The 16438-nt window shown below is 42.5% G+C and carries 18 protein-coding genes and 1 pseudogene; 10 read left to right on the forward strand and 9 right to left on the reverse strand.

Annotation, left to right across the window (positions count from 1 at the left end; all coding sequences use genetic code 11):
- Positions 1-50 precede the first annotated feature (50 nt).
- The 4 genes and pseudogenes from AC3CKG_RS06500 to AC3CKG_RS06515 all read left to right on the forward strand — a co-directional run bounded on the left by AC3CKG_RS06500 (position 51) and on the right by AC3CKG_RS06515 (position 2842).
- Complete coding sequence (locus AC3CKG_RS06500; protein WP_488529028.1) at positions 51-233, forward strand: hypothetical protein; 183 nt, start codon at positions 51-53, stop codon at positions 231-233.
- A gap of 584 nt (positions 234-817) precedes the next feature.
- Positions 818-1324, forward strand: coding sequence for a hypothetical protein (locus tag AC3CKG_RS06505; RefSeq protein ID WP_133151026.1), 507 nt, complete (start codon positions 818-820; stop codon positions 1322-1324).
- Between the two features lie 129 nt (positions 1325-1453).
- Positions 1454-1615, forward strand: a pseudogene (locus AC3CKG_RS06510) (alpha/beta fold hydrolase); the annotation flags it as partial.
- 300 nt (positions 1616-1915) lie between these two features.
- Complete coding sequence (locus AC3CKG_RS06515) at positions 1916-2842, forward strand: hypothetical protein (RefSeq protein WP_488529029.1); 927 nt, start codon at positions 1916-1918, stop codon at positions 2840-2842.
- Positions 2843-3004: 162 nt separating this feature from the next.
- Here the strand turns inward: AC3CKG_RS06515 and AC3CKG_RS06520 are convergent, their stop codons facing one another.
- The gene (locus AC3CKG_RS06520; RefSeq protein ID WP_488529030.1) at positions 3005-3904 is read right to left on the reverse strand and encodes an HNH endonuclease; all 900 of its coding nucleotides are present in this window, start codon (positions 3902-3904) and stop codon (positions 3005-3007) included.
- 654 nt (positions 3905-4558) lie between these two features.
- Between AC3CKG_RS06520 and AC3CKG_RS06525 the strand changes: the two genes are divergently transcribed.
- A complete protein-coding gene (locus AC3CKG_RS06525; RefSeq protein WP_488529031.1) occupies positions 4559-5701 on the forward strand; it encodes an MFS transporter in 1143 nt (380 codons plus the stop codon).
- A gap of 97 nt (positions 5702-5798) precedes the next feature.
- On the opposite strand, the gene AC3CKG_RS06530 is transcribed toward AC3CKG_RS06525, so the two are convergent.
- Positions 5799-7307 (reverse strand): DUF3360 domain-containing protein, encoded by a 1509-nt coding sequence (locus tag AC3CKG_RS06530; RefSeq protein ID WP_488529032.1) that lies wholly within the window; start codon positions 7305-7307, stop codon positions 5799-5801.
- A 409-nt stretch (positions 7308-7716) separates the two neighbouring features.
- On the opposite strand from AC3CKG_RS06530, the gene AC3CKG_RS06535 reads away from it, so the two are divergent.
- The 3 genes from AC3CKG_RS06535 (at position 7717) to AC3CKG_RS06545 (ending at position 9863) form a co-directional block, all read left to right on the forward strand.
- Complete coding sequence (locus tag AC3CKG_RS06535; RefSeq protein WP_488529033.1) at positions 7717-8271, forward strand: hypothetical protein; 555 nt, start codon at positions 7717-7719, stop codon at positions 8269-8271.
- Positions 8272-8606: 335 nt separating this feature from the next.
- Positions 8607-9479, forward strand: a complete 873-nt coding sequence (locus AC3CKG_RS06540) for a patatin-like phospholipase family protein (RefSeq protein WP_488529034.1) — start codon at positions 8607-8609, stop codon at positions 9477-9479.
- 15 nt (positions 9480-9494) lie between these two features.
- Positions 9495-9863 (forward strand): hypothetical protein, encoded by a 369-nt coding sequence (locus AC3CKG_RS06545; RefSeq protein ID WP_139684830.1) that lies wholly within the window; start codon positions 9495-9497, stop codon positions 9861-9863.
- Between the two features lie 88 nt (positions 9864-9951).
- Here the strand turns inward: AC3CKG_RS06545 and folM are convergent, their stop codons facing one another.
- From folM to folK, 4 genes are all read right to left on the reverse strand, one after another.
- Positions 9952-10668: a dihydromonapterin reductase gene (gene folM, locus AC3CKG_RS06550; protein ID WP_488529035.1), complete on the reverse strand. Its 717-nt coding sequence runs from the start codon at positions 10666-10668 to the stop codon at positions 9952-9954.
- Entirely contained in the window at positions 10665-11303 is a 639-nt protein-coding gene (gene folE, locus AC3CKG_RS06555; protein ID WP_017099742.1) for a GTP cyclohydrolase I FolE, read from the reverse strand. Before folE ends, folM begins: the two co-directional genes overlap by 4 nt.
- Before the next feature lie 10 nt (positions 11304-11313).
- Entirely contained in the window at positions 11314-11691 is a 378-nt protein-coding gene (gene folX / locus AC3CKG_RS06560) for a dihydroneopterin triphosphate 2'-epimerase (protein WP_017096429.1), read from the reverse strand.
- Positions 11692-11781: 90 nt separating this feature from the next.
- Positions 11782-12315: a 2-amino-4-hydroxy-6-hydroxymethyldihydropteridine diphosphokinase gene (gene folK, locus AC3CKG_RS06565; RefSeq protein ID WP_488529036.1), complete on the reverse strand. Its 534-nt coding sequence runs from the start codon at positions 12313-12315 to the stop codon at positions 11782-11784.
- Between the two features lie 171 nt (positions 12316-12486).
- Here folK and AC3CKG_RS06570 point away from each other — a divergent pair, with 171 nt between their 5' ends.
- A complete protein-coding gene (locus AC3CKG_RS06570; RefSeq protein WP_102338820.1) occupies positions 12487-12825 on the forward strand; it encodes a cytosolic protein in 339 nt (112 codons plus the stop codon).
- A 157-nt stretch (positions 12826-12982) separates the two neighbouring features.
- Here AC3CKG_RS06570 and AC3CKG_RS06575 read toward each other — a convergent pair whose 3' ends face one another.
- Positions 12983-13663 carry a haloacid dehalogenase type II gene (locus AC3CKG_RS06575; RefSeq protein ID WP_488529037.1) on the reverse strand — a complete coding sequence of 227 codons (681 nt, stop codon included), beginning with the start codon at positions 13661-13663 and terminating at the stop codon, positions 12983-12985.
- 346 nt (positions 13664-14009) lie between these two features.
- Positions 14010-14765 (reverse strand): hypothetical protein, encoded by a 756-nt coding sequence (locus AC3CKG_RS06580; protein WP_488529038.1) that lies wholly within the window; start codon positions 14763-14765, stop codon positions 14010-14012.
- A 555-nt stretch (positions 14766-15320) separates the two neighbouring features.
- Between AC3CKG_RS06580 and AC3CKG_RS06585 the strand changes: the two genes are divergently transcribed.
- Positions 15321-15947 carry a type II secretion system protein gene (locus AC3CKG_RS06585; protein ID WP_488529231.1) on the forward strand — a complete coding sequence of 209 codons (627 nt, stop codon included), beginning with the start codon at positions 15321-15323 and terminating at the stop codon, positions 15945-15947.
- Between the two features lie 11 nt (positions 15948-15958).
- Here AC3CKG_RS06585 and AC3CKG_RS06590 read toward each other — a convergent pair whose 3' ends face one another.
- Positions 15959-16414 carry an Lrp/AsnC family transcriptional regulator gene (locus AC3CKG_RS06590; RefSeq protein ID WP_012604166.1) on the reverse strand — a complete coding sequence of 152 codons (456 nt, stop codon included), beginning with the start codon at positions 16412-16414 and terminating at the stop codon, positions 15959-15961.
- Between the last annotated feature and the right edge of the window lie 24 nt (positions 16415-16438).

Raw genomic sequence — 16438 nt, forward strand, 5'->3', positions numbered from 1 at the left:
AATTTTTCTACCTTTTTAGCAAGAAAGTTTTAGGGTCGATGGGCTCAGAGTTGAATAAAAAACACACAAAAGCTAAAAGCGTTTACTACATTGAAGACTCAGAGCATTTCCTCAATGCAAGAGCAACCACAGCAGTTCAACGCAAGGTTGATCAAAGCGGTGGAGTCAGTGAAGTAGGACGGTTTGGCTCGATGGAGAAAGGCCTTGCGTGTAAGGGGGAGGTTCTAATTTAGTTCATATGTACTAATCGGAATACGGAAGATCTAGTTTGGACGAGTGTCTAGTGTTACTGGAGAAGCTCATTAATCAGAGCTTACCATTGTGTACCTTACAACACCTCAAATAAATGGTAGTATTGTAGTATTAAATTGACTAACTAAAATCGACAGTTGTTATGCTCACTCGCTTTTTCATTACTCTAGTTTTAACTATTCCATCTTTGGCTTATGCTAACTCCTCGCAATCTAAATTAAATCAGATTAAACCGGAATACAGGAGTTGGATCCATGATTCTTGTCCAGCTTCTTTGGGGCCCGCATCTTGGAACTCCTGTGTTGATCGACATGTAAAAGCAATTAGGAATAATTTTCCTGATAAGAGATTGGAAAGCTCAGCTTCGTCGCAGCGTCGATGGATAAACGATAGCTGTTCTCGTTCTTTAGGTCCTAGTTCATGGGCCTCTTGTGTTAATAGGAATTTGAAAGCATTTGATGATGACTTTCCAGAGAGTCGACTTTTATCACTTGATGCATCTAGTCAAGCTTGGATCAATGACACATGTCCTCGCTCCTTAGGCCCAAGCTCATGGTCTTCATGCGTGAAACGAAACGCGGCGAGTATTGTTCAAAACGCTTACCCACAAAAAACAGAAATAGAAAATGCTGAGCAGCGGGTTATTTCGGCTGATTCACAGCAGTCTACAGATGACCTAGCTACAAAGTGGGAAGTAAATACAAATAACGTGGCATTACTTCAAATTGACTACAACATATTTTCTGGCTCAGGAACTTCTTTGGTTGCATGGCCTGAGAACAATGATCAAATTGTGATCGGATTTTCGACGTTATGGTTAGATCCTAATGATCGCATATGTGATGAATCGAAAGAAAAAATCCATCGTATTAACGGACAAGCTGTGCGATTTATTACTAGTCGAATTGGCACGACACAATGCACTGAAATCCCCAAATCAGTTCAAGGGACAAAATTCGTAGCAGAAGCATTTATCAATGGTAAGTATGTACAATGGAATAACGTTCAACTATCAGCTATTGGATTTGTTTCAGCGATAAACAAAGTCACTGAAGGCTATAACGCACTTTAATTTATGGCGAGAAGTAGCTTTACTAGATGTCGACAAATTATACTTTTGTGAAGTGTTCTTCCAATCATTAGATAGAATGGATTGGTTAATGCTCCTACATAATTCGCAAGCGCCCTATTTACTTTATAGGTTAACGCTCGTCGACTATGGCCAACTGATTCAGAAGCGAACAAGAAACACATCAAGGACTACAGCCTTTACTACATCGAAGACTCAGGCCACTTCCCAATGCTAGAGCAACCACAGCAGTTCAACGCAAGGTTGATCAAAGCGGTGGAGTCAGTGAAGTAGGGCGCTGTAGCTGTTAAAGGATGGATGTAATCATTCTATAGATAAAACTAAGGCCTAGCGTGTGTGAGGCCTTTTTGTTCGTTGGAGATTTTGCTAGATACATTCATTTCAATTTGCGAGTCATACCCGCGTCTTTCACTCGTTTATGGTCCTTAAACGACAGCCTCATAGTTATATTAAATGCTCTATCAACCACCCCTAGATATGTAATCAGCACCACTGTTATTGGTAAGGGCTGACCGAATCTAGTGGTGCTTTCTACTGACAATCACTTTAACTATGTGTTTAGGACGTCCTGCTATGGCTAAGAAAATAATATTCATTCATGGTCGCGCTCAAAAGCCCGATAAAGCTCCCCTTCAAGCACTCTGGTACGAGGCTATAGAACATGGCTTGCAGCGAGATTGTGGATACTCAAGTTCATTACAAGCTTTTAAAGATGTCGATAAACGGTTTGTCTATTACGGTGAACTATCGAACACATTGTTAGAGAAACCAACGGAAGACCCTGCAAGTCGACAACAAGCGCTGTCTGAACTCAAAACGTACAAGACAAGCCAGTTCAATAAAACAACGTATAACAAGGTATCTAAAATTGGTTTTCTCAAAGAGGCGCTAGCAGATACTTTTTCATCAATATTTGGAAAGCTAGGTGTGGCTGAGACACTCATTACGAAGGTCGCGCCGGATATGACGCATTATTGGAATGAAGATACCTATTTTGGCAGCGATGTTAGGCATCGGCTAATGGTTGAACTGAAGGAAGCGCTTGATAATCAGGATGATGTGATGATTGTATCGCACAGTCTCGGGTCGATGATCAGTTATGACGTGCTGTGGAAGTTGTCTCATTACGGAGAGTATAGGCATGACTATGGTGCGGACAAGAAGGTCAACTTATTGCTGACGCTCGGGTCGCCGTTAGGAGATGAAAATGTAAAAGATAGGCTAAAGGGGAGCCGCTTGAAAGATGAGAAAAAGTACCCTTTAAACATTCAGCAATGGATAAACATATCGGCAGAAGATGATTTTATCTCTCATGACAGCAAAATTAGAAATGACTTTAAGGATATGCTCAAACTGGATCTGATACCCGGCGGAATGAAAGATATCCACCCAGTCTACAATCTCAATATTCGTAACGGAAAGAGCAATCCGCACGCTTCCATCGGTTATCTCATTAACCCTAAATTCATCAAAGTACTGAATGAATGGCTCTCGAGTTAATTTAGTTTTACTATCGTAAATTTCTAGCTGCTTGTTCGTTGGGACGCAGATAAAACAAGGCCTCGCGTGTGCGAGGCCTTTTTGTTTGGGGAAGTTCTCATCGATAAGTTTAGTTGATTCCCTTTGGGGGCCGAGACGTTAAATAGTGGAGTAGGTGTTAGTTTACTTTGTCTGCGAGATCTTGAAGTTGAACTCGTTGTTATGTGCTTCTAAATACTTTTCAAATCGATCGCGATGAACTTCGCTTAGTTCTTCAGAGCAAAGTTCTTCTCCGCTTTGAATACCTAGCCCTTTCAGTAAAGAAACATTCAGTTTTGGCGATAACTGCGATATATACTTCGAGCCTTTTTTTGTGAAGGTTAGTAAGTGAGCGTCAAATAGTTTATCAATATGGGCACAAAGCAAGATACCATTTGCGCCATCAAGTCTCTGTTCATCACTTTCACATTTTGACCAAGGTACTATATGAGATGCAATCAAAATCTCGCGTACACTTGTAAGAGTTAACGCACAGCATTCACCATTTCCCCATGAGTTGATAACGTTTTGTCTAAATTGTCCTTGCCCAACACGCGAGAGCACTAAGCTTTCACGTTCTGTCTTATCGGTAGTAGTGCTGAATATGCCGTTAACATCTTGCGCTACGTTGAGTAAAGGCATTTTTGAGTACTTTGCTTTATGGTTACCGATCGCATAGTAATCATTGCCAATGACCTCGAAGGACATCTCAGAGACTTCTTCTATGTACTCTTTTATTTTGGCGCTGCCTGTATCCGCATAACCGTCGTTATCTTCATCCCAAATTATTGGAAATGTTCTTAGTGAATAACCTTCATTCTCCACCAGTTTTATGTACTCAAGAGCTTCGCCAAATGCATTAACCCTCCGACCTTCGTTATTGAACTCCCAGTCCATAGAAAAAATCAATGATCTTTCTCGGTCTGTATTGACATCCCAAGCACCAAAATATACTTCCTTTTTTTCGTGATTAACAAAGGCCCATCCATAACGAGCATTACGATTAGTTGCGCCGTAGGATTCCATGAATTTTTTGCGTGACATTGTCTACCTTATTTTTTAGTTCGTGTTTCTTAATTTTAATGTAGGAGTTGTTTATCTAGTGAATAGCTGCCAACAGGGATACACCGTTCAATCTAGTGGTAAATCAACGTTCGAGATCGTTTAACTTCATTTGAGGGGAGAGGCTCTAACTCTGAATTGGATAAAATTTGTCAGTACCTTCGCTCAATGAGTATTTCATGAACAGAGAGAAGTCGCTTAACTTGTTATTCAGTCCAACTGATGCAGACCTCATTTTTACACCCTCGTCAGCTAAAAATAATAGTCTCCAATAAATTTGCCATATAAACAAAACTACTCTGAATGGTTGTCAATTTCAGAAGTTAACATTTTAAAAATGATCGCATAACAAGTAATCAACAAAGGTATTATGTATGTGTTCTTTGTCTGAGTTGCATATCGTGACCAAGCCCTGAACATAGTATTATTTTTGAGGATTTGAATATGAACGGAAAACTAAGAATTACTTTATCGCTAAAACTTAGAAGCAAGACATCTCTAATCAACCTCCAATACTCGCACGGTCTCTCTTCGATGGCTTTATTCATGCGCGATCATATTCAAGACTTTCTTTTAGAATCGGCGGCTTAAATGACTCTCTGGCTTAGGCTTTTAACATCGCGGAGCTCATTCGCGATGTTGGTTATCATCGCTATCGCGTCAGTGATAGCGAATACGGGATGGCGAGTCGTTATGAATAACTTCGCTGTCGACACTGTTGGTATGACCGGGGCTGATGTGGGTGTATTGCAGAGTGTTAGGGAAATCCCAGGCTTGCTCTCATTTACTGTTTTGTTTCTGTTGTTCATCGCTTCAGAACAAAGAGTCGCTGTACTGTCGGTTGCAATATTAGGGCTCGGTGTAGCAGTGACGGGGTATTTACCTTCGATCTATGGCTTCTATTTCAGCACGACGATCATGTCTATTGGTTTCCATTATTTAGAAGCGGTGAACAAATCACTCTCAACACAGTTGTTAGCGACTGAGAACTTCAGTGAATCAATGGGGAAAATTCGCTCTGCTGCCTCGTTTTTCTCGATGGTGACTTTTCTATGCATTATGGTCGCGAGCTATCTTTTTGACGTTTCAGATAAGGCCATTTTCTTTACTTGTGGAACAATATGTTTCTGGCTAGCGGTGTACTTGGTCACGTTTAAAAATACTCATACAGAGGTTAAACAACACACTAAACTCATTGTCCGACGTGAATACACGACCTATTACATTCTTACCTTTTTGAGTGGAGCAAGAAGACAGATCTTTGTGGCATTTGCTGGCTTACTGATGGTGACCAAGTTCCATTATACGATTGCGATGATGGCCGCTTTATTTATGGTATCCAGCTTAGCAGCAACTCTTGCTCTACCTTATGTTGGGAGATTTATCGACCGAGTCGGAGAGAGGCTGGCTTTGATCATTGAGTATGCCGCGTTAGTGTTGGTGTTCCTATCTTACGCATTTGTGGATGATCATTATGCGGCAGCGGGGTTGTATGTTATCGACAGCATTATTTTTAGTTTTGCGATAGCTTTGAACACCTACTTTAAAAAGACAATTCGGGAAGATGAAGTGGCTTCAACGGCGAGTTTGTCATTCACCATCAACCATATTGCAGCGGTGTTTCTACCATTTTTGTTGGGAATCATCTGGATGTCTGGTTATCAATGGGTGTTTGTTTCTGGAGCAGTGATTGCTCTGATTAGTCTGTTGGTTTCGTTGACTATGGGCACTCAGCTTCATCAGCTGATTAATGGATTCGATAGGCTACAGAAACAATAGCAACAATCATTTATCTCACTGGTTTGATTGATAAAACTAAGGCCTCGCGATTGCGAGGCCTTTTCGTATTTCGACCAAAACTCAATATTAATCGAGTTTAACGAAAGCTTGGGATAATCGCGGGAATCCCCGGTAGAAGGCCAACCAACGCCATCACACCACTTAGCACAATAAACATAGTTCCAGGCAACACCCAACGGCTCATTTTACTCAGTTCACTGCTGCGTTCTTTACAACCGACTAAGCCTAAGTTATCCAACAGCATGGTGAGAGCCCAACCAAATGCAGGGTTAACGAGCGCTGATGAAAATACAACAATCGCTGCCGATTGTGTGGTTTTCCCTTCACGCGTCATTTCCATTCCAGCTTCTAGCAACGGAACAAATACTCCAACAATCAGCGCGACACAAAGTACAGGCTGCCAGATAGCTAAATCCATCGGGTAGCCCCAAACTGCGGCGATGATACAGAACAGAGCTGTGAGCAAAGCGCCAGCAGGAATAGGGCGCTTAGCTATCGCCGCCGGTACGATGTAAGTTCCCCATGAGGACGTAAAGTTAGTACCACCGAGCAGAGAACCGAACGTTTGACGAATTGAAGCCGTGGTCATGGTGTCGTCGATGTTCATGTGTACTTTTTCGGTACGTTCTGGATAGCTGATCTTTTGGAATACTTGGTGTCCTAAGAAATCTGGTGACCACATCGCCACGGCTAGAATCGCAAACGGCAATACCACCATGAAGTGTTCAATCGTCGGTAGGCCTAGCATCCAACCTGTATCTTCTCCCCACCAATACATAGGGTTCATGTTAGGTAAGCCTGGCTCAGTGTGGAAAGCAAATGGGGCACCCATGGCAAATGCAATCGTACCACCCAGTAAACAACTAAGAGGCACAGCTAACCAACGTTTACGGAAGTGTTCCAATAGCGCGTACAAGATAATGGTGCAAAAGATCACGACAAACGCGATGTGGCTCATGCCGATTCCTTCAGCCCAAGCGAACAGTTTCTTAACTTGAGAGGCGGTTCCAACAAAGCCAAGGTAGAGCAACAAGCCGCCACACACGCCTTTACTGGTGAGGTTGGCCAACATGCTGCCACCTTTACTGATGGCTAAGATGAGACCAAAAGCGCCAATCAACAAGCCAAACGCCATAGGGTGTCCGCCTGCTGCAACCACAATTGGAATTAAAGGGATAAGTGGACCATGTGTACCTGCGAGGTTCGCGGTCGGCAATAAAAAACCAGAGAAAATAATAATGAAAACAGAGGCGATGAGGAGTTCATAACGAACGTTTTCTAGAATGAAGTCTTCATTTAATCCGAGAGCTCCCGCAAAGGTAGCAGCAATCGCGCCCACCATCACCACTTTACCAATCGTAGCGGCCATCGCTGGGATGGTGTCTTCTATCTCGAATCGATAATCTTTAAACGGCAAATTGGGACGCCAGCGTTTCGGCGACATGATTTGTAATTCATGCTCTAAATATTCTTCGCGGGAATCAAATTCTGATCTTGGTTTGTGTTGTTGTTCATAAGTGAGTTTATCCTCATTGGCTTGAGGCTTATCTGCGTGTATATGTACGGACTCTAAAGTACTGCTCATTTTGATTCCCTTCGTTCACACTCTGAGGTGTGTTATTCCAACAAACGTTATTGACTCACGCAGAAGCGCAAACAATGCGTCAACTTATTATTAAAAACTCATTAACATTTAGTTGTTAGTACCTTATACCAAACCCAAAAAAACAAATAGTCTCAGGCAGTTAGACATTAGTCGTAGAGTTCGAAGGCTAATATGCAAGACGGTAAACAGTATGAGCTGGCTTGTTTGTAGGCGATGAATTTATGGGTAATAAACGATTATCTAACAAGAAATGCTTGGCGTTAAAGCATCAGATAACGTCCATCGACGAGTGCTTTCTGGGGTAACGTTTTTGGTTAAAAACTATTGATAATAATTCTCATTACGATATTTTATGGGCTCAAACACACTCATTGTTGCGGAGACCAACATGGAACACTCGGATATTACTCAACTGCTTATTCCAAAAAGCGATTGGGCATCGCCTGATCTCTTTCTCTATGAAGGGGAAGACAAACTTCATCTGAGCTTAGAAGGCGCTATTCAATACAGTGGATTGAATAGCATTGGTGGCGTGGTTCTGGGCTTTAGGATGATCCAACATGCGGTGCAACTCGCGGCGGGTGACCAGTCTTTGCAACGTGATGGCATCAGTGTTTATACCGCGTTCCCTGGACGTGGTGCTCAAGATGTTTTTGAGTACACATGTCGCGCACTGCGTGATAGGCGCTATTGCTGTGATACCACATTGCACCATCCAGCAGCGCAAACCGGACAACGTGGTCAGTTCTTATTTACGCTTCGCTTGAATGAACAGTCTATGGTGATGACGCCAGCAGACGGGCTTCCAAGAAAAAGCTATTTTGAGGCCGACCGACACTCACAAGAAGGTCGAGAGGCAGCATTGAGATGGCGCGATGAGAAGATCAACTTCGCCAATACGCTCTTGAGCTTGTCGCCAGAAGAGTGCTTACGCGTGTTGTAACTCTTTGTTCTCACTTACAGGATGAGTTAAAAAACACAATGAATAACAAGAGGTCGCTCGCTTTCAAGTGGGTGACCTTTTTTGTATCAAGCGCTCGCGGAAACCAGATTCCTAGTCGCGCTTAGGCTTGCTGGAATGACTCACTTTTAGCTTAGTGCGGTAGTCTAAAGTCTATGAGTTTCGGCAATCAACTTAAGCTGCCCGATCTCAATCCGTGACACATTTAGGCACGCAGGTGGTGCAGTTTTCAAAGCATTACACAGCTTACACTGACACGAAGTGATATAATTTTTGCCCAAAGCTTTGAAGAGCTAATGAATTAAAGGATGAGTACGATGGAAAAAACGATCTCGTTGGTACTTGGCAGTGGTGGCGCAAGAGGCTTGGTTCACGTTGGAATAATCCGTTGGTTAATTGAGCATGGCTATCAGATAAAATCCATCTCTGGTTGTTCAATTGGCGCACTTATCGGTGGTGTCTATGCGGCGGGTAAGTTGGATGAATTTGAAGAGTGGGTCACCAGTATCGACCAATCGGATATGGCGATGATGTTGGATTTTTCATGGCAATCGAGTGGTATCTTCAAAGGGGACAAGATCATCGATACACTGCGTGGATTGATCGGCGAGATTTCAATTGAAGATCTGCCTATCCCTTATACCGCAGTTGCCGCTAATGTCGCTGATGAAAAAGAGGTTTGGCTACAATCAGGCTCTCTGTTTGATGCCATTCGCGCTTCTATCTCTTTGCCATTGTTCTTCACGCCTCATGTGATTAATGGCGAAGCGCTGATTGATGGCGGGGTACTCAATCCTGTACCGATTGCGCCTACTTTTGGTGATAATACAGACTTTACTCTGGCTGTGAACTTAGGCGGCGAACCTGAAATTGTTCAGCAGGAAGTGACACCGGTTTCGCTGCCAACAAAAGAGAGTAATCTGCATGAGAAGGTTGTTCATTTTATCGATAATCTCGGTAGCAGCGTAAAAAGCAAAATGAGCTTCAATTTTGCTGCCTACGACATTGCCAACCAAGCGTTTGATGCGATGCAATCGACCATTGCTCGCCAAAAACTGGCCGCTTATCCTGCCGATATCACGCTTGAGATCCCACGAAATGCCTGTGGCACCTTAGAGTTTGATCGCTCACAAGAGATGATAGACAGAGGCTACCATTTGGCACAGGCTAAATTGGGCAATCGACTTTAATGTATTTGCTGCTGAATGAGAGTATTTATGGAAACTGAACTAAAAGATCTTGAACTCCACGAGCTTATGGCAACAAAAGATGTCATCGTACTCACTAGCTCAGAAGCAGCTGCCGTATCTTGGCTGATAGGGTGCTATCAAGAGAACGCCGATATTCAGATTATCGAGAACGCACATCAGCTAGATACTGAAGCGGTTTTGGCGCAATGCCGAGACAGCCTGAGTGAAAATAAAAAGGTCATCCTCACCGCGCAGTTTCGTAGCCAGCTTCCTATTATCAATATCGCTTCACTGTGTAATGAGAAGCGTAAATCACTAATCAATATTGAGTTATCTGGCTGGGATGAAGAAAATCGCCTTCCTCTTTCTTATAGCAGTTTCTAGGTTATAGCGGTTTCTAGCTTATAGCGGTTCCGAGTTAACAGCATTCGCTATGTAGCAGCCGTTTTAGGTAGCAGACAATGTAAGATCATCACTTCAAATGTCTGCCGCCATCAAGGTGCAAGGTTCTTCCTGTCATGTAGTGACTGGCCAACACGAACTTGATGCCATCTATTATTTCCTCAAAGCCCGCTTCTGTCGGAATCAGAGCTTTCTTCAGAGCTTTGGTTTTGTATGCCTCATCGTCATATTCATTAAACTTAATCATGGCTGGAGAGAGGGTATTTACTTTTACCTTGGGTGCCAACATTGCTGAAAACGACAGCGTTAGGTTGTTGAGCGCAGCTTTACTGGCCGCGTAAGCAATGTGTTTTTTACTGCCTTTTTCTGCAACGTAATCACTGATGTGGATGATGTCTGAAGTTTCATCGCCAGACATCAGTTGGTCTTTGAGTGTTAAATTGAACAGGTAAGGCACGGTAGCGTGAATCGTCATCATCTGGTGCATGATTTGTGATGCATTGTCACTGGGGTTTGTCTTGTTCTCAGGCTTCCAGTCTGAAGCGTTATGTATGATGGCTCGAAGTGTCTTATATTCTTGACCAACATAATGAAGAAATGCTTCTAGGCTGCTTTGTTGATAAAAGTTGACCTGTTGCAAGTCGGCTCCACTGTCGCGCAACAGTTGCAGTTGAGGATAGTCGCTGCGGTAGGTGCCAACCACTTTGTATCCATCCGCTAAAAGTTGCTGCGCCAGTGCGAAGCCGAGTCGCTTTCCCACGCCGGTTATCAGTATCGTTTCACTCATCGTAAAAACTCAGCTCTGGTTTGAGGGTTAGTTTTGAAAATACCACCGAGCGCGGTCGTTGAGGTTTCAGAATTAGCATCCATCACGCCTCTGGATTTAACGCAATAGTGCGTCGCTTTAATCGTCACGGCCACGTTTTCTGTTTCCACTAGAGTCTGTATCGCAACTAGGATTTGCTGAGTAAGGCGTTCTTGTACCTGAGGACGCTGAGCAAAGAATCGAACGATACGGTTGATTTTAGACAGCCCAAGAATCTTGTTTTCAGGGATGTAGGCGACTTCCGCTAAACCATCGATGGTAATGAAGTGATGTTCGCACGTAGATGTTAAGTCGATATCCGATACCTTAACCATTTCATCAACCGACATTTTATTTTCTATAACACTGATTTTCGGGAAGTTATCGTAATCGAGCCCTGAAAATATCTCATGGACGTACATCTTTGCGATGCGATGAGGTGTTTCAGCAAGGCTGTCATCGGTTAAATCCAGCCCAAGCGTACTGACCACTTCCGTTAAAAGTCCTTTGATGCGGTTGTACTTCTGGTTGGGATTCATTTCGCTCGGTGTCATTGGAGTTTCAAGTCCTCTTGCGAGCAAAGCTTCTCTTACTTTTTCGGCTTCTGTATTCAGCATGACGCACTCCTTATGAATTGTTGTCGTTGTCTGCTTCATAGCTCAGAGTGAGCGAAACAGAGTCAGCAAAACGTAACGCATGAGGCTTGTCGATTCTCACTTGAGCGTATTTCACCCATGGATGATCGATACAGATGCCGAGTACGTCGCTGGTCAATTTTTCCAAAAGCAGGAACCTTCCGGATTCGACGTGTTGAATGATCTTCTTGCAGATGTTTTTGTAGTTAAGTGCGTTCTCCACATCATCAGAGAGGCAAAGGTTGTTAGCGGGGTAGTGGATTTCTGCGTTGATAACGATGTCTTGCTGCTTAGACTTTTCTTCCTCGTTGAAGCCGATGAAGGTTCTTAGTCTGAGGTTTGTAATGGTGATAATGGCGTTGTGATTCATAACAGTGTCCAATCCTTAGAAAGTGAAGTCAGTTACGTGCTTGTTTTAAGAAAAGATCAGTAAAGTTCAGGTGATTAAGAGTTCAGTCGTTCATTTTGCAGCCGTTCTTTTTTCAGTCATGGAAGGCTGAGTGAAACTGAGCTCGAAAGGGATGGGTTCGGTTTTCTGGCTCAATTGATCGAAGCTTTCCCAGAGCTGTTGATATGAGATGTCTAGAGTGGGGTGGTGTTCTTGCGCGGCAACATCGACTAACGGTCTGAGTACAAATGCGTACTCGGTGATTTCGCCTCTAGGCAGCTCTACACCATCAATAACGCCGACTTGATTACCATAAAGAAGGATGTCGATATCCATCGTGCGTGAAGCATAGGCTTTGGTCTGACGCTTGCGATCATTCTCTGCTTCGATTTGATGTAGAACCTGAACCAGTTCGGCGACAGGGAGGTTACATTCGAATCCAACGACAAGATTTAGGAAGTTGTCCCCCTCGAAACCGACAGGCTCGCAATCGTAGAAATTAGAAATGTGCAGCGGTGCAAAGCGGTCATTCAATGCTTTGAGAGATTCTGTGACGTGGTGTTCGCGGTTAATGTTGCTTCCGATGCTGACGTAGACGTTGGCCATAGTATTTCCTTTTTGTTTAAGAAGCCTATACGTCCAACTCGCGATGAAGATCAGCTATGCATCCTCTTAAAAACAGGAAGATAAAAGAAAATAGGGTTCTGCCGCAAATCGCCTCTGATAGTGATAGAATCCCCGCATCAGAATTATCGCGAATCTAGGTATTTATAAACAATGTTTATCCATCACGTTAACGGCATCGACTGGCTGGTGATTACAGCTTTTGAAGAACTGAAAACTATGTTTATCGAAGATGCAGGCCCAATCCCATCTTACTTCTCGACCGCCAGTGAATTGAGCCTGATAGATCAAGCCAAGCGTAGCTGTGGATTTTTACCTAAACTCCGCGGTGTGATCACCGATACCGGCACGTATCAAAGTGAAAATCTTGAAGAAGATTTGAACCCACAGCTTGCGTGCATAGTGGAAGGGCGAGGTCGAGTGTTTATTTATCACGGCGACTATGTGGCTTTTGTCGATGACGAACAAACCTTCATTACTCGAATGGACTGAACATAATTCAGTGGATTTAGAGCGGTTAATTGATTAATTAGCTAATGGGTTAATTAATTAGTTATCGATAAACTGCTTTGTAGATAAAACGAAGGCCTCGCGTGTGCGAGGCCTTTTTGTTTGTATCGAGTGAGGAGTAGAAAAGACTCTTGAGGTGTTACTTTTCTAAGTTGTGCTTAATGATTTGTTCCACCACACCGTCCATCGTCCTTGAGATAATCTCCGGCTTCAAATACAAGGAATGATACTCAACGCCTGTGCGGTCTATATAGGCTGCCTGTAAGCCAGCAGATAATGCACCATGTGTGTCCCAATCGTGAGTAGCGACAAGACGAAGGTTATCGACAGGCTCTTTTAACGTTTGTGCTGCAAATTTATACACGTCTGAATTAGGTTTGAAACTGTCTGTTTCTTCAACGGAAATGACGGTGTCGAAATAATCTTCTAAGCCCGAGTTCTTGATTTGAGAAGTGATAAGGTCGAGGGGTGAGTTGGAAAAAGCGACGGTTTTAAAGCCGTTGTTACGCAATTTAAGCAAAGATTTTTTGATATCAGTGTGCGGTGGTAGATTGGCAAAGGAAGTTAACAATGCACCTTTACTCTCCGCTGTTAAATCACACTTGTACCGTTGTGCAATAGCGTCGAGCGCTGCATTCGCTAGGTCAGAAAAAGTAGACTTTACGTTTGTTGCGATGCAAACCGTTGAAGAGTGCAAAAGCTTCGAGAACCAAAGTGATAGTGCATCCTCACTGCCAAATGCCGCTTTAAATTTAGGCTGTAATGACTCCAAATTTAAAACCGTTTCGTTTATATCAAACAGTATTACTTCTTTCTTCATGCCAAGAATCCAGATTTAATTGAATTTCGTACTCACATAATCCGCTCTGATGAAACTGTTTTCAACCTCGATTTAAGTAACTTAAGCTTTGTTCTCTAACTAGAAACGAGGGTTGGAATGAATCATCGATGAAAACGTCACTCAAATCTGGCGTTGCTTACTGAGTTGCAGACAACTCCAAATCTGAAATAATTTATTTAGCTTAATTTCATTTAAGGAGATGGCTCTAAGTCTGAATTTAGCAGAGGGAGGTACTCTTTGTTTTCGTATCACTTCTTATATTCCAAAAATTAAAATGCCACCGTTTAGAACGGTGGCATTTTTGGTTACACTTTTGAGTGTGTAATTAGATGCGGCCAGCTTGTTTTAGCCACCATTTAGGTGCCCAACTTGTGGCGCTATTGATTAATTCAGGAGAAGCGACAGAAAAATTAAGCCGTAATGATTTAATGGTTGGGTTACTTTCATCATTAGAATATACAGAGTGCAACCACTGACCGAAATAGGACTTGAAATCGATATGTTCTCCAATTTCGTATGAACAATTATCCATTAAAGAACGATAGTAATGCCCTAGAGAAATTAGCAAATAGCCCAGTTCATAATCATTAGTCTTGTCGGATTTTAGTAAATCATGTCCGATGTCTTTTATTCCATCTTTATAAACCGCCCACCGTGTAAGCCATTCAATTTTGTGTAAATCCGAATTATTATTGATCTGAAAAAATAACAAAGAAAAAAGTTCTTCAGCAATTTCTTCTTTACTGAACTTGTGAACTCCAGGGAGGCTATTCCTCTCTATTTGCGTAATATATAAGCTCTCAGGGAACTCTGGTTCTTTGTAAGAAAGATCGTGATAATGTTGGTTCTCGTCTACACACCTCAACAATATAGTTTTAATATATAAAGAATAGGATTCAAGTGGATGCGCTTGTTCAACTGAAAGTTTATTTTGCTGTAAAATATTATGGTAGTCCTGATAGCCTAACTGTTTAGCAATGATGTTCAAACAGTCGTTATAACATTTATCAGGTTCTGATTTACTGAGGAGTTTTGCTTGTTTTTTTACGTGGGATACTATGTTTTGTTTGTTATTTAACATGATGCTTTCCTATAGCCATCGAGCAAACAGCGCACCCCTCACTGTACCCAATAGGCACGAAAACAATTTTAAAATACAAACAAGTGATTCTCTATAGAGATTTGCCTTGGGGTGGGCTGGCGTTCATGAAAAGCCGTGACCATTTTGCGCTATTTAATATGATGATGTCAATTAAATTTCAGCATTTTTCCTTAGGGATTTCTCATTAGATTTAGATTTAGATTTCTATCAAGTAGCAATCTTATTTCAACGTATGTGCAATTTTTCGCCCTTTCCTAGGTTGAAATAAATAACTAGTTCCATATCTGCAATGTTGTTCAGCTGTCCATTAATGTTTTGTAGATGGCAGCAAGTAAATCAGCGAAGTAGGGTAGTTATGACTATTCGTTTTTAGGGAGGCTCTAGCTATAAATGGCCTTTAAGAGCTAGGCATATTTACGGTCAATAAGGCAGTATATTTCAATATAAAACGCTTGATTTTACTCTGGTAGAATCTTTCCCCATAAGAGAAGCTTTAGCGTTATTAGAACCAGTTTGATGAGAGATAAAGATTACATGTTGAAACTTTTGCGTCAGGTAACAAAATGGAAACTTGCATCGTTCAGTTTGCTCCTACTCATTGCCGCTTTTTTTATCTACAACCAGTTCGGTAACCGTATGTCCCGTGTCGATGAGGCAAATTTTTTGATCGGGCAACTGAACACTGTTTTGGATGCAGCGGAGCAATATTCTCATGATAATGGTTCTTTGCCTCCTATCACCTCTGATACCAACATCAAATACGGCTACTTAAACATCAATCACTTAATTGAAAATCCGGGCTTATCAACATGGAAAGGACCGTACCTATCTTTTGACGATACATGGATAGGTGGTGATCAGTACATTGGTCATCCAAATTACATAGCAACGCAATTACTGCTTAAGGAAAAGGGTAGTCAATGGGCTCGAGGAAGCTCAGAGACGGGCTGTGAATCGTCGTCAGCAACCTGTTCTCTTGTGGCTTGTATCTGGTTGGTACCAACAAAAGTTGCACAAGGAATTAATCAGATTGTGGATGGCAATACGGATATAGACAGTTCCAATACGACCGGAAAAGTACGTTACGATAAAGCCTTTGGTGGAGCACTCATATGTATGATTGGAGATGACTATCCAATGCCTTCTTTACAGTCAAACTAAGTTGTTTCTAATTACCTCACTGGCAACTTAGTCTTGGTTTTTACCTGACCGAAGGCGAAGCTGGATTCAATAGAAGCAATATTGGGTAGGCGGGTTAGTTGCTTGCGGATGAACTGCTCATAGCTTTTGAGTGACTCGCTCACCACGTGCAATAGGTAGTCGTGATTGCCTGTCATCAGAAAGCACTCTAACACTTCATCAATCACTTCAATGTGCTGCTCAAAGTCTCGCATGTTCTCTTCAGTCGGCTTTTCAAGTTTTACCAACACAAACACATTCACAGGTAAGCCACACGCTTCTTGATCTACGCTGGCGTGATAGCCTCGTATAATCCCTTGTTTCTCCAGTGCTCGAACTCGGCGTAAACAAGGTGAGGGGGATAGAGCCACTCGATCGGCCAACTCTTGGTTAGTGAGCCGTGCGTTGCTTTGCAATTCAGCCAGTATTTTCTTATCGATCTCGTCCATTAGCATAATCCATCAATATCGAGT

The organism is Vibrio sp. QJM3NY_15, from assembly GCF_057785995.1.